The sequence below is a fragment of the Tundrisphaera macrotermitis genome (assembly GCF_051175315.1).
Classification (GTDB): domain Bacteria; phylum Planctomycetota; class Planctomycetia; order Isosphaerales; family Isosphaeraceae; genus Tundrisphaera.
The window spans coordinates 4169586-4188455 of sequence record NZ_CP195100.1 but is presented as its reverse complement, the minus strand read 5'-3'; the positions used below and the strand labels follow the sequence as shown (position 1 = coordinate 4188455).

The 18870-nt window shown below is 69.3% G+C and carries 10 protein-coding genes; 8 read left to right on the top strand and 2 right to left on the bottom strand.

The features are described 5' to 3' along the window. Positions 1-13: 13 nt before the first annotated feature. From uvrA to TA3x_RS16845, 8 genes are all read left to right on the top strand, one after another. Positions 14-2815 (top strand): excinuclease ABC subunit UvrA, encoded by a 2802-nt coding sequence (gene uvrA, locus TA3x_RS16880; protein ID WP_435015823.1) that lies wholly within the window; start codon positions 14-16, stop codon positions 2813-2815. Beyond that, entirely contained in the window at positions 2812-4218 is a 1407-nt protein-coding gene (locus tag TA3x_RS16875; RefSeq protein ID WP_435015822.1) for an MATE family efflux transporter, read from the top strand. Before uvrA ends, TA3x_RS16875 begins: the two co-directional genes overlap by 4 nt. Positions 4219-4347: 129 nt before the next feature. Then, positions 4348-5346 (top strand): S1C family serine protease, encoded by a 999-nt coding sequence (locus tag TA3x_RS16870; protein ID WP_435015821.1) that lies wholly within the window; start codon positions 4348-4350, stop codon positions 5344-5346. A 247-nt stretch (positions 5347-5593) separates the two neighbouring features. Beyond that, positions 5594-7384: a hypothetical protein gene (locus tag TA3x_RS16865; RefSeq protein ID WP_435015820.1), complete on the top strand. Its 1791-nt coding sequence runs from the start codon at positions 5594-5596 to the stop codon at positions 7382-7384. 199 nt (positions 7385-7583) lie between these two features. Then, the gene (locus TA3x_RS16860) at positions 7584-9791 is read left to right on the top strand and encodes a peptidylprolyl isomerase (RefSeq protein WP_435015819.1); all 2208 of its coding nucleotides are present in this window, start codon (positions 7584-7586) and stop codon (positions 9789-9791) included. 153 nt (positions 9792-9944) lie between these two features. Beyond that, positions 9945-11618, top strand: a complete 1674-nt coding sequence (gene ettA, locus TA3x_RS16855) for an energy-dependent translational throttle protein EttA (RefSeq protein WP_435015818.1) — start codon at positions 9945-9947, stop codon at positions 11616-11618. 64 nt (positions 11619-11682) lie between these two features. After that, entirely contained in the window at positions 11683-12600 is a 918-nt protein-coding gene (locus tag TA3x_RS16850; RefSeq protein ID WP_435015817.1) for a phosphate acyltransferase, read from the top strand. 27 nt (positions 12601-12627) lie between these two features. Further along, a complete protein-coding gene (locus TA3x_RS16845) occupies positions 12628-13662 on the top strand; it encodes a hypothetical protein (protein ID WP_435015816.1) in 1035 nt (344 codons plus the stop codon). Between the two features lie 111 nt (positions 13663-13773). Here TA3x_RS16845 and TA3x_RS16840 read toward each other — a convergent pair whose 3' ends face one another. Both TA3x_RS16840 and TA3x_RS16835 read right to left on the bottom strand, forming a co-directional pair. Then, complete coding sequence (locus TA3x_RS16840; RefSeq protein ID WP_435015815.1) at positions 13774-14112, bottom strand: YbjQ family protein; 339 nt, start codon at positions 14110-14112, stop codon at positions 13774-13776. A gap of 234 nt (positions 14113-14346) precedes the next feature. After that, on the bottom strand, positions 14347-18828 hold the full coding sequence (locus tag TA3x_RS16835) for an amidohydrolase family protein (RefSeq protein ID WP_435015814.1): 4482 nt from the start codon (positions 18826-18828) through the stop codon (positions 14347-14349). Between the last annotated feature and the right edge of the window lie 42 nt (positions 18829-18870).

Sequence of the window (18870 nt, the reverse complement as noted above, 5' to 3'; positions counted from 1 at the left end):
GGCGGGCGCATCGATGGCCGACGACACGCGATCGATCCGGCTCCGCGGGGTCCGGGTCCACAACCTCAAGGGGGTCGACCTCGACATCCCGCTGGGGAAGCTCGTCGCGTTCTCGGGCGTGAGCGGGTCGGGCAAGAGTTCGTTGGCGTTCGACACCTTGTATGCCGAGGGGCAACGCCGCTACGTCGAGACCTTCTCGGCCTACACCCGGCAGTTCCTGGAGCGGCTCGACAAGCCCGACGCCGACCGGATCGACAACATCCCCCCGGCGATCGCCGTCGCCCAGAAGCGCGGCAAGCGGTCGAGCCGGAGCACGGTGGGCACCGTGGCCGAGGTCCAGGACCACCTGGGGCTCCTGTTCGCCAAGGTGGGCGTCGTCACCTGCCGGGTCTGCGGCCTGCCCGTCGAGCCGGCCGACCCCGGCTGCGTGGCCCGGGCCCTGGACGAGTGGCCCGAAGGGACCCGCTACCTGGTCACGTTCCCGGTCGAGGTCCGCCCCGGCTCCGACCGCCACGCCCTGGCCGACGGGCTCCGGGTCGATGGCTTCACCCGCGTCGTCTTCAACGGCGAGACCACCCGCCTGGAGGAAGGCCCCCTGCCCGGCCCCGGCCAGGTAGACGTGATCGTCGACCGGTTGACTCGGGGCTCGGAGTCGAAGACCCGACGCCTCGACTCGATCGAGACGGCATTCCGCAAGGGGATGGGCCGGTGCCGGGCGATCCCCGACGGCGAGGGCCTGTCACCCCTGACCTTCACCCGCAAGCGCCGGTGCCCCCGCGACGGGACCGAGTACCCGGAGCCCGACCCGCGCCTGTTCCGCTACAACAGCCCGCTCGGGGCCTGCCCGACCTGCGAGGGGTTCGGCCAGGTGATCGAGTTCGACATCGACAAGGTCGTGCCCGACCCGTCGCGGAGCCTGCAGGACAACGCCATCGCCCCGTGGTCGACCCCGGCCTACGCCAACAACCTCCGGGATCTGCTGACGATCGCGCCGAAGCTGGGCGTGCCGGTCGACGTCCCGTTCTCCGCCCTCACGCCCGAGCAGGTGGCGATTGTCGTCGACGGGGCGCCGAGGAAGGGGCTTCAGGGGCTGCGGACCTTCTTCAAGCGCCTGGAATCGAAGACGTACAAGGCTCACGTCCGGATCTTCCTGGCCCGCTGGCGGGGCTATCACACCTGCCCGGACTGCCAGGGCGCCCGACTCCGCCCCGAATCCCTGGCGGTCAAGGTGGCGGGCCGGAGCGTGGCCGAGGTCGCCGCGCTGGCGGTGCGCGAGGCCCGGTCGTTCCTGGATCAGGTCGAGGAGGCTGAGGCCGCCAACCCGGTCGCCGTGCGCGTGCTGGGCCAGGCGCGGGCCCGGCTCGATGCCCTGGACCGGATCGGCCTCCATTACCTGGCCCTCGACCGCCCGGCGCGGACGCTGTCGGCCGGCGAGGCGCGAAGGCTGGCGCTGGCATCGGCCCTGGGGTCGGGGCTGGTCAACACCCTCTACGTCCTGGACGAGCCGTCCGTCGGCCTCCACCCGCGCGACGTCGGGCGGCTGGTCGATACCCTGACCGGCCTGCGCGACGCGGGCAACTCGGTGGTCGTGGTCGAGCACGACGAGTCGATCCTGGCCGCGTCGGACTGGCTGATCGACATCGGCCCCGGGGCCGGGGAGTCGGGCGGCCGGATCCTCTATGAGGGGACGCCGAAGGGGGCCGCCAAGGTCAAGGAATCGGCGACCGGGGCGTTCCTCTCGGGGCGGAGGCGGCTGGCCGTCCCCGACTCGCGTCGCGAGCCGAGGGGCCGATTGTTGCTGACCGGGGCGACCGGCAACAACCTGCAAAACATCGACGTGGCGTTGCCGCTGGGCGTCCTGTGCGTGGTGACGGGGGTGAGCGGGGCGGGCAAGAGCACGCTGGTCGACGAGACCCTGTATCCGGCCCTGGCGAAGGCCCTGCGCGACGAGCGATCGGCGACGCCGATCCCCTGCACCGGGTTGTCGGGATACGAGGGGCTGGCCGACGTGGTGCTGGTCGACCAGTCGCCGATCGGGCGAACCTCGCGGTCGAATCCGGTGACCTATCTCAAGGCCTTCGACGAGATCCGCCAGACGTTCGCCGCCACCCCCGAAGCAAAAACCCGGAACTTGGGGGCGGGGAAGTTCAGCTTCAACGTCGAGGGGGGCCGGTGCAATGCCTGCGAGGGGAACGGCACCCTGACCGTGGACATGCAGTTCCTGGCCGACATCACCATGACCTGCCCGGAGTGCCGAGGCACCCGCTATCGGCCCGAGGTGCTGGAGGTGGCCTATCAGAACAAGACGATCGCCGAGGTCCTGGAACTGACGGTGCGCGAGGCCCACGGCTTCTTCCGCCGCCGGCCCAAGGCCCAGGCGCGGCTGCGGCCCCTGCTCGACGTGGGCCTGGAATATCTCCGGCTCGGGCAGCCGGCCCCGACGCTCTCCGGCGGGGAGGCTCAAAGGCTCAAGCTCGCCAGTTTCCTGGCATCGTCGCCGGCCGCGATCACCCGGGCGGCCCGGGGCCCGAAGACCCTGTTCCTGATGGACGAGCCGACCGCCGGCCTCCACCCGGCCGACACCGCCAAGCTGCTGGAGACCCTGACGCGGCTGCTGGACCTGGGGCACTCGCTGATCCTGGTCGAGCACGCCCCGGACGTCCTGCTGGCGGCCGACTGGATCATCGACGTCGGCCCCGAGGCGGGCGACCGCGGGGGCCGGATCGTGGGCGAAGGGACCCCGGAGGATGTCGCGAAGCTCGACACGCCCACCGGGCAGGTCCTCGCCGCGTTGCTGAAGCAAGGGAAGCCATGATGGACGACGGGATCGAGACCCTGGGACGCGGCCGGATCGCCCACGCCACCATGATGGCCCGGCTCTCCGACGAGTTGCGGCCGATGCTGGCGCTGGCCGGGCCGGTCGTGGTCGCCGAGCTGGGCTGGATGTCGATGGGAATCGTCGACACGATCCTGGTCGGCCACCTGGGGGCGGAGGCCACCGGCGCGGTGGGGCTGGGAACCAACCTCTACATGGCCTCGGCCATCTTCGGCATGGGCCTCCTGCTCGGCCTCGACGCGATGGTCTCGCAGGAGCACGGGGCCGGCCGCGACGACGAGGCCCGCCGATCGCTGGCCCAGGGGGTGATCCTGGCGGTGGGCCTGACGCCCCTGCTGATGCTCCTGGTGTACGGGGTGGTCCTCCTCCTGCCCGGCTGGGGGATCAACCGGACCGTCCTCCGCGAGACGATCCCGTATCTCTGGGCGATCGCCTGGGGTACCGGGCCGCTGATGCTGTACGCGGCCTTCCGCCGGTTCTTGCAGGGGGTCGACCGGGTCCGGCCGATCACCTTCGCCCTGGTCTCGGCGAACCTGATCAACGCCGGGGCCAACTGGGTGCTGATCAACGGCCACTGGGGGGCGCCCCGGATGGGGGTGACGGGATCCGGCTGGGCGACCACCCTGGCCCGCGTGTATCTCGCCCTGGTCCTGATCCTGGCCTTCGCCTGGTATCGCCGGTCGGAGCCGGTCATCGAGCCCCGCCCGCGCCTCCTCCCCCGGTTCGAGCCGGCGCGGATGCGGAGGCTGCTGGCGTTGGGCTGGCCGGCGGCGCTCCAGGTGACGATGGAGGTCGGGGTGTTCGCCACGGCCACGGCCCTGGCGGGCAAGCTCGCCCCGTCCGACCTGGCGGCCCACCAGATCACGCTCAACGTGTCGAGCCTGACCTTCATGGTCCCGCTGGGCGTGGCCTCGGCCGGGGCCGTGCGGGTCGGCCAGGCGCTGGGCCGCCAGGACCCGCGCGGGGCGGCGGCCTCGGGCTGGATGGCGATCCTGATCGGCCTGGCCTTCATGGCCTGCTCCGGGCTGGCCCTGCTGGTCTACTCGCGGCCGATCATCCTCCTGTTCACCCGCGACCCGCTGGCCACGGCGGCATCGATCCGCCTGTTCTACCTGGCGGCGGCCTTCCAGCTCTTCGACGGCGTGCAGGTGGTGGCCACCGGCGTCCTTCGCGGGGCCGGAAACACCCGGTCGCCGATGCTCACCAACCTGGTGGCCCACTGGGGCATCGGCCTGCCGATCGGCTATACGCTTGGGTTCGTGATGGGCTACGGGATCGTCGGCCTCTGGGCCGGGCTGTCGATCGGCCTGGTGGTGGCCGGCCTGGCCAACCTCTCGACCTGGGCCCGCACCGCCCGCCTGATCGCCGGGCCGGCGGCCTGAGATCGGGGGCGGCCGGCCCTCGTCGCCTAATGGGTTGAATCCTTGCCGGGGTTCCATACAATGAACGCTTCCCAACAGCGTGGGGATGAACACACGACGCCCGTGGGACACCGGAAGGGATTACGGACCATGCGTTGGGCTGGACTGGTCGTCGCGGCGACCCTCGGGAACCTGGCCCTGGGAGCATCGCCGATCCGGGCGGACTCCGAGGTCATCGATTTGAAGGACGGGCATCAGGTCGTCGGCTCGATCGTGGCCGAGAAGCCGTCTGCCCTCTACGTCGACCTCGGGTTCGACGTGCTCCGCATCCCTCGGGACCAAGTCGTGTCCCGCCGCAAGGGGGACGCCTCCGCGGTCGCCCTGGGGGCCGGCGGGGCGACCGTCGCCGACGTCGATCCCACCGGATTCTACAAGGTCGCCGACCTCAAGGCGTCGCCGGTCAAGGACCTGGTCAAGCGCTTCGGCGAGGCCGTGATCTCGATCGAGACCCCCTCGGGCCTGGGCTCGGGGTTCATCCTCAACGACGAAGGCTACGCGGTCACCAACCATCACGTGATCGACGGCGAGACGCGGATCTCGGCCATCCTCTACCAGAACACGCCAACCGGCCTGGCCCGCCGGCGGATCGAAGACGTGGCGATCGTGGCGCTGAACCCCTTCGTCGACCTGGCCCTCATCAAGCTGCCCCCCCAGAAAGATTTGAAACTCGGCCATGTCTATCTAGGTAGCCTGGACGACATCAACGCCGGCGATGGCGTGTTCGCCGTGGGGAACCCGCTGGGGCTGGAGCGGAGCGTGTCGCAGGGGATCGTCAGCACGCGGAACCGGAACTTCGAGGGGCTGGTCTACCTCCAGACCGACGCGGCCATCAACCCGGGCAACTCGGGCGGGCCCCTGTTCAACCTCCGGGGCGAGGTCATCGGGGTCACCAACATGAAGGCGACTCAGGGGGACAACCTGGGCTTCGCGATCCCGATCAACTACCTCAAGGACTTCCTCCGCAACCGCGAGGCGTTCTCCTACGACAAGGACAACCCCAACACCGGGCACCGCTACCTCGATCCCCCCCGGCGTCTGAAGGCGGGCCCGGTCCCCCCGGCGGGTCGTTCCGGCGAGGATGCAAGATGAACGGGCCGCAGCCGCCCGGGGTGGGGCGGCCCGGATGCGACCGGTGGGTTCGAGCCAGGATCCCGGTCAGGGATCGGACCGGCCCAGGGCCGGCCAGCCCCGGCGGGCGCGTGGCCCCTCGTGGGAACTCGGCAGGATCAGGACCCCGGCCCGACGGATGGCCGGGGGATCTCGATGGGTTTCGCCCCGGCCCGCCGGCATCGGCGGGGGAGCGGGGCTCGATGCAGCAACCAGGGAGTGAGACTTGATGCGTACTCCGATGCGGGCGGCTTTTCGCCTCGCCTTGACCGGCAGCCTCGGGCTGGCCCTCCTCTCGACGGCGGCGACGCCGGGCCGCGCCGCGGCCGACCCGGAGAAGGCGCTGCCCGACTCGACGTTGCTCTTCTTCAAGATCAAGAATGTCGCCGAGCTGCGGGAATCGTTCAAGTCGACCGAGTTCGGCCGCCTGCTGGCCGACCCGGCCGTGAAGCCGCTCAAGGAGAGCGTCCTGGAGAAGCTGGAAGAGGCCAGCAAGGACGTCAAGGCGAAGCTGGGCGTCACGCTCAAGGAACTGGCCGAACTGCCCCAGGGCACGGTCTCCGTGGCGGTGGTCGGCACGACCAAGCCCGAGAGCAAGATCCCGGTGGCCCTGCTGGTCTCCGCCGACGCGGGCAAGAACGCGTCGACCATGACCGACGTCATGATGAAGTCGACCAAGCAGGCCGAGGAGGCCGGCGCCAAGGTCGCGACGTCGGACTTCAAGGGGCTGACGCTCCACATCATCCAGGCGCCCAAGGAAGGCGACAAGCCGGCCCCCCCGCCCGTGGTGTGGACCAACGCCGGCTCGGTCTTCCACATCTCCACCGATGTGGATGCCCTGCAGGATGTGATCACCAACGCCAACGGCCGGAGCAACTCGCTCGCCTCGGTCGAGTCGTACGCCAAGGTCGTGGCCAAGCTCGGCGAGGCCCCGGTCTCCTGGTTCCTAGACATCACCAAGTCGGTCAAGGCGGGCGTCAAGGCCGCCCAGGCCAACGGCGGCGGCCAGAGCCCCGAGGCCATGATCCAGCTGCTCGGCCTGGACGGGCTGAAGGCCGCCGCGGGCACCTTCACCTTCAACAGCGGCCCTTATGACAGCATCAGCAAGATTTTCGTGATGTCCCCGGCCCCGGCCAAGGGGCTCCTGAAGCTGTTCTCGATGCCGCCGGCCAACCTCCGCCCCGAGCCCTGGGTGCCGGCCACCGTCGCCAGCTACCAGACCTTCAGCTGGGACCTCGACGCCGCCTATGCCGGCCTCAACGACCTGGTCAACCAGTTCCAGCCGGGCATGCTCGACCTGCTCCAGCAGCAGCTGGTCGGCCCCAACGGCGGCGAGCCGCTGAACCTCCAGAAGGACATCTTCGGGCCGCTCGGCGACCGGATGACCCTGATCAGCGACTTCAAGAAGCCGATCAAGGAAGACAGCCAGCGCCTCCTGTTCGGGATCGCCCTGGAAGACGCCAAGGCCTTCCAGAACACCCTGAACAAGATCATCGCCCTGACCGGCGGCAGCCCCGCCAAGCGCGAGTTCCAGGGCGCCACGATCTTCGACTTCAAGCTCCCCGAGATGCCCAACCCCAACGGCGCCGCGAACAACCCGTTCAAGTCAGGGGTCGCCAGCCTGACCATCGCCAAGGACACCCTGTTCGTCTCCACCGAGCCGGCCCTCCTGGAGGGCGTCCTCCGCGGCGGGGCGTCGAGCCTGGTCGATAACCCCGAGTTCCAGGCCATCAGCAAGCAAATCCCGGCCAAGACCAGCAGCCTGTCGTTCGCCCGGTCGGAGGAGCAGGCCCGCCTGTCCTACGACATGATCAAGAGCGGCCAGTTCGAGCAGGCCCTGAAGCAGGCCAACGCCAACAATCCGGACGCCGAGAAGGTCGCCAAGGCGATCGACAAGGACAAGATCCCCCCCTTCGAGGTCTTCGCCAAGTACCTCTCGCAGGGCGGCGGATTCGGCATCCAGGAAGACGACGGGATGACGTTCACGAACTTCACCCTCCGCAAGTCGGCCAACCCCTGATCGTACCCGATCGGGCGATGGATTGACCTTGACGACGGCGAGCCGTCCCCGCGGGGATGGGCTCGCCGTCGTCGTTTGACGCCCCTTCCGCTCAAGTCCAACGGACGCCGGACCCGATGGAATCCGCAAGGAACGGATGCCGAAGTCTCCGGGGCATTGCGCCCGGTTCGGCCGGAGATCTCAGGGCAGGAGGTGCCGGATGTTCGACAGCACGGGCAAGGATGCGATCGGGCGGGGTAGTGCGGGCTCGCGCCCCCGATCCAAGGCCGGGCGTCGGCTCCAGGTCGAGTCGCTCGAAGTCCGCCAGATGCTCACGGCCTCGTTGGCACCCATCGGCAACATCACCTCGCCCCAGTACCTCGGCAACGTCGTGGCGTTGAACGGCGGCACCGCCAATGCCCAGACCTTCACCGTTTCGTCGGATGTCCCGGGCGTCAAGGCGTCGGTGATCCAGGGCAAGTTCCTGACCATCGGCGTCTCGCACACGTCGAGCGGGGCGGGCGACATCGACGTCAACGGGTCGATGACGTTCCAGCTCTTCGACCAGCTGACCCCGCTGACGACCACGAAGATCGAGAGCCTGATCAACGGCAACGCGACCGGCACGACCTCGGCGGTCATCAACGGCCAGAACTTCTACGTCGGCAAGACCTTCTTCCGGATCGCCAACGGCTTCCCGACCTCCAGCACGTTCATCGTCCAGGGCGGCTCCGCCAGCGGCACCACGGCCAGCACGCCGAGTGCCTTCACACAGCCGTTCGACGACGAGTTCATCCAGAGCCTGGTCTTCACCGGGTCGGGCCAGCTGGCGATGGCCAACTCCGGGCCCGACACCAACGACTCGCAGTTCTTCATCACGACCGGACAACCCCGCTCGCTCGACCACAAGCACACGATCTGGGGCCAGCTCGTCGAGGGGGCCGAGGTCCTGGAGCAGCTGACCCGGGTCGCCAAGGGCGGGGCCGACGGCACCACCCCGGTCACCCCGGTGACGATCACCTCGGCCACCCTGTCGGACACCGACGAGGATGGCGCGATCCTGATCGACACCACCAACGCGGCGGTCGGGGCGACGGCCAACATCCGGGTCACGGCGACCGACGCGACGGATAACACCACGGCGACCCAGTCCTTCCAGGTCAGCGTCACCCGGCTGGGCGCCGGGGTCGCCAACTTCACCGGCGAGCGCCCGTACCTCGGGCCGGTCGAGCCCACCATCACCGTCGGCCAGGGCCAGACGGCCACGTTCCAGCTCACCTCAGTCAATCCCGACCCGAGCGCCCCGATCACCTATGTCGTGAAGAGCGGGACGTCGACCTCGACGGCGTTCGCGGACGTCCAGAACGTCAGCTCGGCGACCGTCGACGCGAATGGCCGCGTCACGATCGTTCCCACCGCCGGCTTCAGCGGGACGATCAGCCTGCTGGTCGGCGTCCGCGCCGGGACCCCCACCGCGACCGAGACGCCCGGGAACTTCGACACGCAGAGGTTCAACCTGGTCGTCAATGCCTCGCCCGCGGTGGTCCCGCTCCGGCCGATCGCCGGCTCGACCCTGATCACGGCCCAGGCCAGCACCCCGGCGGCGATCCAGCTCTCCGGCTCCGCGCCGACCGCCGGCTCCGGGCCCGTGACCTTCGCCATCCTGTCGCAGCCCACCAACGGCACGATCACGAACTTCAACCCCCAGGCCGGTACGCTGACCTACACGCCGAACCCCGGCTATGCGGGCCCCGACTCGTTCACCTTCGAGTCGCAGACCGCGTCGAACAACCTCGCCAGCCTCCCGGCGACGATCCGCCTGAACGTCGCCAACGCGAACACCGGCGCGGTCCGCTACATCGCCGACGACGGGTCGGGTGACATCGATCAGACGGGCTACCTGATCGTCACCCCCCGGCCTCGCCGCAAGGGGACCAACGACATCCGGGTGATCGCCAACGGCGAGAACATCCAGGTCACGGTCAACGGCGTGATCGACGCGATCCAGCCGGAGGCGGGCAACGTCAATCGGATCATCCTCTACGGATCCAAGGCCAACGACCGGATCACGGTCGACGGCGACATCGTCAACCTGGTGACGATCGACGGCGGCCACGGCGGCAAGAATGTCCTCCGGGCCGGCTCCGGCGACACCACCCTCCACGGCTGGTTCGGCCAGAACAACATGAAGGGCGGCGAGGGGAACGACACCCTGATCGGCCGCCGCGGCCGGGTCAAGTTCCTCCGCAGCGGCGGCGATGATATCTTCTTCGCCGGCACCCCCAGGGTCCTCGCCCAGAACACCGTCGATCGGACGCTGCCGACCCCCGAGACGGGCACCTTCTACAAGTTCGTGGGGAACAAGCTGGTCCCGACGAAGAACCCTTACGGGAAGGCCCGGATCATCCGGATGTCGACCAAATCCTGATCCCAGGCCGGTCGATCCCACACGGCCCGCCCCCGCCGCCCCGGCGGGGGCGGGCCGTCCCGCGCGCGGGGCGAATCGGCCTTCCGCCGCGCCCGTTCTTCGGGTCTACTGGACGGTGAACCGAGGTCAACCGCTTCAGCCCAAGGTCCGAGCATGCCCCCGCAATACATCTTCCAGATCGAACACCTGTCCAAGGCCCACGGCAAGCGCGAAGTCCTCAAGGACATCAACCTGTCGTTCTACCCCGGGGCCAAGATCGGCGTCCTGGGCGGCAATGGCGCGGGCAAGAGCACCCTGCTGCGGATCATGGCGGGCGTGGACAAGGACTTCATCGGCGTGGCCAAGCCGGCCCCCCGGACGCGGATCGGCTACGTCCCGCAGGAGCCCGTCCTCGACCCCGCCCTGGACGTCCGCGGCAACGTCGAGCTGGGCGTCGCCCCGATGCGCGCCCTGCTCACCCGGTTCGACCAGATCAACGCCAAGCTCGGCGAGCCGCTCGACGCCGACGCGATGGACAAGCTCCTGGACGAGCAGGGCAAGGTCCAGGACGCCATCGACGCCGGGGGCGGCTGGGACCTCGACCGCGACATCGAGATCGCCATGGACGCCATGCGGCTCCCGCCCGGCGATGCCGCCGTGGAGACCCTCTCCGGCGGCGAGAAGCGCCGGGTGGCCCTGTGCAAGGTCCTGCTGGAGAAGCCCGACGTCCTGCTCCTGGACGAGCCGACCAACCACCTCGACGCCGAGTCCGTCGCCTGGCTGGAACGCCACCTCAAGGAGTTCGGCGGGACCGTGGTGGCCATCACCCACGACCGCTACTTCCTGGACAACGTGGCCGGCTGGATCCTGGAACTCGACCGCGGCCAGGGCATCCCCTGGCAGGGCAACTACTCCTCCTGGTTGGAGCAGAAGCAGGCCCGCCTGGCCCTGGAAGAGAAGCAGGAGAGCAACCGCCGCAAGACCCTGGCCCGCGAGCTGGAATGGGTCCGCATGGCCCCCCGCGCCCGAGTCGCCAAGAACCGCGCCCGACTGGCCCGCTACGAGCAGATGGCCAGCCAGGAGTCCGAGCGTCGCGACGAGGCGATCGTCCTCCAGATCCCGGCCGGTCCCCACCTCGGCGACCTCGTCGTCCAGGCCGAAGGCGTCAAGAAAGGCTACGGCGACCGCCTCTTGGTCGAGGACATGACCTTCCGCCTGCCGCCCGGCGGAATCATCGGCATCATCGGCCCCAACGGCGCCGGGAAGACGACCCTGTTCCGGATGATCATGGGGCAGGAGACCCCCGACGGCGGCACGCTCCGCGTCGGCGACACGGTGGTCCCCTCCTACGTGGACCAGAGCCGCGAGGCCCTGAACCCGGACAACACGATCTTCCAGGAGATCTCCGGCGGGCTCGACCAGATCATCCTCGGCAAGCGGAAGATCCCGGCCCGCGCCTACGTCGCCACCTTCAACTTCAAGGGTCCGGACCAGGAGAAGAAGGTCGCCAACCTGTCGGGCGGGGAGCGGAACCGGGTCCACCTGGCGAAGCTGCTCAAGAGCGGCGGCAACCTCCTGCTGCTGGACGAGCCGACCAACGACCTGGACATCGACATGCTCCGGGCGCTGGAGGAGGCGATCCTCGACTTCGGCGGCTGCGCCGTGGTCATCAGCCACGACCGCTGGTTCCTCGACCGGATCGCCACCCACATCCTCGCCTTCGAGGGGGACAGCAAGGTGGTCTGGTGCGACGGCAACTACCAGACCTACGAAGACCAGCGCAAGGAGCGGCTCGGGATGGACGCCGACCAGCCCCACCGTATCCGCTACAAGTCGCTGACCCGCTGATCGAATCGGCCCCGGACGCGGGGCGACCCGCCCGTCGCCCCGCCCTTCCCCGAGGTCGGCCCCGATGAGCCTCCCCCGCTTCGAGATCCTCCACGGTCGGGCCGACTTCCGACCCGGCCCCGTCGGCGTGGCGGTGGCCGGCGGGGCCGACCGCACCCTCCTGGACGCCTACCGGATCGCCTGCGATCGGGGCTGGGCTTCCCCGATCCTGGTCGGCCCCGAGGCGGAGGCCCGCCGCATCGCCGCCGAAGCCGGCATCGCACTCGAAGGCTTCACCTTCCTCGATGCCGAGGCCCCGGACATCGCCCGCGCGGCGGTCGCCGAGGTCCGCGCCGGCCGGGCCCGGGTCCTGGCCAAGGGGAAGATCGCCACGCCCGCCCTGATGGATGTGATCCTCGACCCCGAGGCCGGCCTTCGCTCGGGCCGGGTGGTCGCGCAGGTCGTGCTGATTGAGTTGCTCCGCGATGCCCGCCGTTTCCTCCTGGCCGACACCGGGGTCAACGTCCGGCCCAAGCTCGCCTCCCGCATCGAGATCATGAATCAGGCGATCGAGGTCGCCCACGCCCTGGGCCACCCCCGCCCCCGCGTGGCCCTGATGGCCGCGTCCGAGGCCGTCTCCACCGGCATGCCCGACACCGTGGAGTCCGCCGAGATCGCCCGCCGCGCCGCCTCGGGCGAGTTCCCCGCCGCCGACATCGAGGGCCCGCTCTCGTTCGACCTCGCCTACTCCCCCTCGGCCGGAACCAGCAAGCGCGTCGACGGCAAGGTCGTGGGCTTCGCCGACGCCATGATCTTCCCCGACCTCCTCTCGGCCAACCTCACGGTCAAGGCGATCATGTACACCGCCGACTGCCTCTTCGGCGGCGTCCTCCGCGGCACCACCGCCCCCGTCGCCTTCATGTCCCGCTCCGACGACGCCCGCACCCGGCTCAACTCGCTGGCACTCGCCCTGTCGCTGCTGGGCGATGACGTGTTGGCGTAAACCTCAGCGAAGATCAGGAGTGAGAGCATGAAGGCCGGGACATCCAAGGAACGATTCGAACGGTTGCTCGCCGACAACGGCCTCGTCCTGGCCTCGCTCACGCCTCGGATGGGCCTCGACCTGATGTTTAAATTATATGAGGAGCATCCTCACCTGGGTCCATTGCTCTGTTCTTTCGGTTCCGTGACCCGGCATGGAGAGGATGAATGTGGCATTTCAATCGGGCTATGGCATAAGAATTCGACCGAACAACCGGTTCTGAACCCGGACGATCTTGAAATACTCTTCAAGGTCGGATCATGGGAACTGGCGATTGAAATACCCTGCTGGATGAAGTGGGCCGACAACACCGAACACCAGATGGAGTTTCGTGCCGAGCTCGAAACTATGGCCGCCTGGGAACGTTGGGGAAATGGTCCCGTTAGCAGCGTCGCCCTCGTCCACAAAGAACGCGTCGCATATTACGACCTGTTCGACTGCTGGGGAGTGAGAGACCCGGCACGCCCGGTCGTGAGCATGACCGAGGATGAATGGCTTCGATCCGACGACGCACCGCTGATGTTGAGATGGTTCCGGCAGGAATGGGTCGGTGATGAGACCGCCCTGGACCGGCTATTGCACCGCTATCTCCTGGCCTGCTGCCGAAGGATTTGGAAGCTCTTGCCTTGCGAGGGGACGCGGTCTGGCGTCGAGATCGCGGAACGCTTCCTGGATGGGATGGCCACGCGAGAGGAACTCTGGAAGGCTGACTGGCTTGCCGAGGGCGAAGCCCTGAGATTCCACTTCGAACCCGAGTCCGAAGAGGTATTGCGGTGGGCCGATGAAGTGTCGCAGATACCCAAAGACGAGTTGAACGCGATGCTCTGCTCACCCGGTCCCGAGGACGACCTTTCCCCGCGGGCTTTGTTGGGGCACGCCGCCTACTTCGCAGATTCTACGATGGTCTATTTCGGCATCAAGCCCAAAGAATCGATCGAGCGTTATCGCCTTTTCCTTTCCGCACCGCTTCTCCGCGAGATCGTCGGCAATCCGTTCGCGGAGACGCCCGGTCGACGTTGCTGAGCATCCCGAATGCGTCGCCGGTGTCGTATCCCGGTTCAATCGAATGTAATGCTCATGACTGGAGAGATTGTCACGGTCCACAGTATGGCGACGGCGATCCAGATCTCGTGCTTACTCGCGTGAGCCGGGGACGACATGGACGGCCGTTCCGTAGCAGAGAACTTCGGTGACGCCCGGGGCGATCTCATTGGCGTCATAGCGGACACCGAGTATGGCGTTCGCGCCTTGCTCTTCGGCGTGACGGATCATCAGCTCATAGGCGTCTGATCGGGCACGTTCGCACAGCGACGTGTAGATCGAGATATTGCCGCCGAAGACCGTCTGAAAGGCCGCGAAAGCGTTACCCACGACGCTGCGCGATCGGACGATGATCCCTCGGACGACGCCGAGAGACTTTGCCACGCGGACGCCTGGAAGCTCGAACGTGGTGGTGACGAAATTATGGTCCATGATTCGAGCCCACTCCAAGATTGATCGAGATTCGGTGACCGGCATGAGAGTCACAAGCGATTCGTCGCGGGGGAGCCGCTATTTTCCGCCGCCGCCGTCCGGCGGTCTGTCGGGGCCGGCACGGAGTCGTTCGGAGCATCACGAAGTGAGATCGCAGCGAAAGGAATGGCCCCCGGATCACCGCCGATGCGATGGGCCGGGGGCCTGGTTTTGTCGATGCTTCTGAATCCTACCTCAGCGGCGATCCGACGAGGCGGCCGGGTTGGCCGGCGGGGTCGGGGCCGGGGAGATGGAGGGGGCCGGGCTGGAGGGGTCGGGGTCGAGGCCCAGCGGGGCGGAGCCGGCGCGGACCTCGGCGAGGCGGCCGCGGTACTTGCTGTAGAGCTTCGTGTGGCGGCTCTCCGGGGGGACGGGCTTGCCCGCGATGAACAGGCCCTTGACCTCGGTGGTCGGCTGGAGCAGGTGGCCGGCCGTGATGACCAGGTCGGCCCGCTTGCCGACGTCGAGCGAGCCGACCTTGTCGGCGACGCCGAGGATCTCGGCCGGGCTGAGGGTCACCGAGCGGAGGGCGACGGCCTCGGGCAGGCCGTAGGCGACGGCGGTCGCCGCCTCGTAGGGGAGGTTGCGCGGGGCCGTGGCCGAGTCCGACCCGCCCGAGCCCGACTTGATGGCGAACGCCACGCCCGCCTCGTGGAGCCGGGCCGGGTTGGCGTAATAGGCGTCATAGGGGTCGGTCGCCGAGTCCGGGACGCGGAGGGTGCCGTTGATCAGCACCGGGACCTTGGCCGCCTTGAGGGCGTCGGCCACCTTCCAGGCGTCGCCGCCCCCGGTGATGATCGCCCGCAGCTTCAACTCGGACGCCAGCTTGAGGGCGTCGAGGATCTCCGCCCTGCCCTCGGCGCGGAACATGACCGGCTTCTCCCCCTTGGCGTAGGGGGCCAGGGCCGCCAGCCGGGGGTCGGGCGTGGGGGGCGTGGCGTGGCGGTCGCGGGCCGTGGCGACGACCTTGTCGTAGGCCAAAGCGCGGCGGAACTGCTCGCGGATCGCCTCCATCCGCTCCTGCTTCTGGCGGTTGGCCGCCTCGGTCCCCTCGGCGGGGGCGGCGCCAATCGTCCGGGCGCGGGGGGATCGGGGGACGGTGACCAGCAGGGCGGCCTTATCCAGCAGGAGCATCTCGGTCGGCACCCAGCCGTCGAGGCCGATCACGCAGCCCTGGCCGGAGATCACCCCCCCGCCGGGCTGGGCGAACGACGACAGGACGCCGTTGGCCCGCGACACCGGGATCAATTCGCTGTCCGGGTGGAGGGCGATGCTCGACCGCAACTCGGGCTGGAACTCGGCCGAGTCGGACGAGTCCTGGGTCTCGGGCAGGCTGCCGACCTCGAACAGGCCCAGCGTCGAGCCGGCGTCGAGCATCCCCGGCCAGATGTCCAGGCCGGCGGCGTCCACCACCTTGGCCCCGGCCGGCACCGGGGTCTCCGGGCCGCCGATCGCGGCGATCTTGCCGCCGCTGATCACAATCGTCCCGCGCGAGATGTCGGGGCCGGAAACCGGGTGGAGATTGGCCCCGGTGATCCCGTAGGAGCCGCCGGCGTTCAGGGCGAGGTCGAGCGCCTTGGCCTTCGCATCGGCGACGGCCGCGGCGGGCATGGCGGTGTGGTCGCCGGGACGGGCCTCGGGCTTGCCGTCCTTCTGGCGCTGGAACCAGACCTCGCCATCGATCAGGGCCATCTCGCAGCGGGCGAAGCCGTCGAACGGGTGGGCGTTGAACAGGGCGATGTCGGCGTCCTTGCCCACCTCGATCGAGCCCAGCCGGCGGTCGAGGCCGAGCTGGCGGGCCGGGTTGATGGTGATCATGGCCAGGGCCGCCTCCTCGGACACCCCGCCGTACTTGACCATCTTGGCGGCCTCCAGGTAGAGGTGCCGGATCAATTCCTCGCTGTCGCTCTTGATGCAGACCTGGGCCCCGGCCTCGGCCAGCAGGGCGGCGTTGAAGGGGATGGCGTCGAACGCCTCGACCTTGTAGGCCCACCAGTCGGAGAAGGTCGAGTTGCTGGCGCCGTGGGCGGTGATCTCGGCGGCGACCTTGTACCCTTCCAGGACGTGCTGGAGCGACTGGACCCGCACGCCGAACCGGGTGGCGACCCGGAGCAGCATCAGGATTTCGTCGCTGCGATAGCAGTGGCTGTGGATCTTGATCGAACCCTCGACGATGCGCCCCAGGGCCTCCAGCCGCAGGTCGCGACGCGGCGGGGGGCCGGGGTCCTCGCCCCGGGCCTTCGCGGCCTCATACGCCTTGATCATCGCCGAGTAGGCCCGGCCTTCTTCGAAGGCCCGCTCGATGGTGGCCTCGACGCCCATGCGGGTGTTGGGGAACCGGCCGGTGCGACGGGTCACGTTCTCGCCCAGGGCGAACTTGACCCCCTGGGGGTTGCCCTGGAGGATCAGGTCGCGGCCGGCCTGGCCGGGCTTGTGCTTGATCACGGCGTCCTGGCCGCCGATCGTGTTGGCCGATCCGTGCAGCAGGCGGGCGGCCGTGGTGCCGCCGGCCAGGGCGCGATAGATCCCGGCGTCGTCGCCGGTGACCACGTCCTTGACGCGGACCTCGGGGACGATCGACAGGCTCATCTCATTGACGCCCCCCTGAATCGCCTGGTGCGAGTGGGTGTCGATGATCCCCGGCATGGCGACCAGCCCCGAGGCGTCGATCACCGCCACGCCCTCGGGGGCGACGACGTTGGGGCCGACCTCGGCGATCTTGCCGTCGCGGATCAGGATCGACCCGCGGGGGATCGTGCCCCGGGTCACGGTCAGGATCGTGGCGTCCTTGATCAACGCCGTGCCCCCGGTCTTGATCGCCGGGCGGCGGTCGGCGTCGAACTCGGCGGCGATGTCCGCGAACGGCAGCCGGCCGGGCTGGTCTTCCTGCGTCTTGGGCGGGGCCTGGGCGCCGTCGGGCTGGACCCCGGCGACTTCCTTCTTGGGCTCCTCCTTGGCTTCGTCGTCCTTCTTGACGACCTCTTCCTTCCTGGGCTCGTCGGCCTTCTCGTCCTCGTCCTTGATGGGCCTGGCCACGTCGCCGCGACGCCGGCCCTTGGGGGAGGCATCGCTTTCCTTCCTGGCGATGCCCTTCTTGGCCGAGGCGCCGTTGCGGTCGAGGTCGAACTTCTGGCCGTCGACCAGGACGTAGCGGACCTTGGCGTCCTCGTCGCCGACCTGGGCGGTCATGACGACGAGGTGGCCGAGCTTGCCGGGCTCGATGGTGCCGAGCTTATGGCCCACGCCAGCGATCTCGGCGGCTCTGCGGGTCAGGGCATCGACGGCCGCCTCGCGCGAAAGGCCGGCGGCGATCACCTTGCGGAGCTGGGCGTGGAAGGTGTCGGCCCGGGCGAGGCCATCGGTCGTGAAGGCAAACGGGACGCTGGCATCGGCCAGGGTCCTGGCGACCGCGACCCGCTCCTTCCAGTTGCTCGCCTTCTCGGCCAGGACCTTGAGCGGCTCGTCGCGTTCCTCGATCGGCTTCTTGCGATAGTCGGCCTCGCTGGGGACCTTGGGCTCCTCGGGGAAATCGATCCGGAGGACGACCGGCACGTTCTCGGCCCGGAGCCGGGCGACCGCCTTGCCGGCGTCGCGCCCCCCGACGATCACGGCGTGGGTGTTGAACTCATCGGCCAGGTCGAGCGCCCGGTGGATGTCGTCGCGCGAGTTGGCCTCCCACCAGACCATCAGGTCGCGAGCGAGGGCGGAATAGAGGGCGTCCAGGGCCGGGTCGAGGGGCGGGCGGGGGCCGCCCTTCTGGTCGTAGTAGGCGAGGCGTTCGTGGTGGTTCTCGGCGTCGAGCATCGCCTGGCGGAGGTGGGCGACCACGCCCATCAGCGAGGTCGGATACTGGGCCTGGCCCCCCCCGGATCGGCGGCCGGCCGGCGGGGTGGCGGGCGGGGCGACCGGGTTCAGCGACGGGGTGGCGACGACGGGCGCCTGGGTCGGCCCGGGCGTCGGGCCGACGAGGTCGGCCGGGTCGACGAGGCCGGCCTCATCCTCGTGCGAGTGGGAGTGTCCATGATCCTCGCCGGACGACGAGCCACCCGGGCTCCGCAGGGCGATGTGGAGGGCGACCGGCGTCTTGACCACCGACTCGCGGCGGGGCAGGCCGCCGGCCGAGACCAGGGCGCTCTGCCCGGTGGCGATGGCGCCACCGGGGGCGACCAGCACGTCGGTGAAGCCCAGGCGGCGGTGCTCCTCGGCCCCGGCGGACGGGTCGAGGGTCGCGGCGACCTCGAACTCGGGGGTGATCCCGTTGCGGTTGTCGGCCGGGGTCCGGGGCAGGGCGAAGTTGCTGTAGTTCACGTCACGCCCGGCGCCGGTCTGGGACCGGCTCGAACCGGGGGCTGTGGCGGAGGTGGTGTAGAGGTCGAGGAAGCCGGGGTAGACGACCAGCCCCTTCCCCTCGATCACCTCGGCGTCGAACGGGACCTCGACCTTGTCGGCCGGGCCGACGGCGGCGATCACGCCGTCGCGGACCACCACGGTCCCGTTGTCGATCGGCTCGCCCGCGACCGGCACCACCCTGGCGCCCCGGATCGCATAGGCCGCCGGCTGGTAATCGGGCCGGAGGTCGGCCGAGCGGAGGGGGACGACGGACCAGACGGTCGCGCCCGTGGCGAGCAACAGCGCCACGGACCGCATCCGGGTCGCGGATCGGACAAGGCCCATCATGGGGGAAGGCTCCCGGCGGGTCGGTTCGGATGGTGGTTCGGG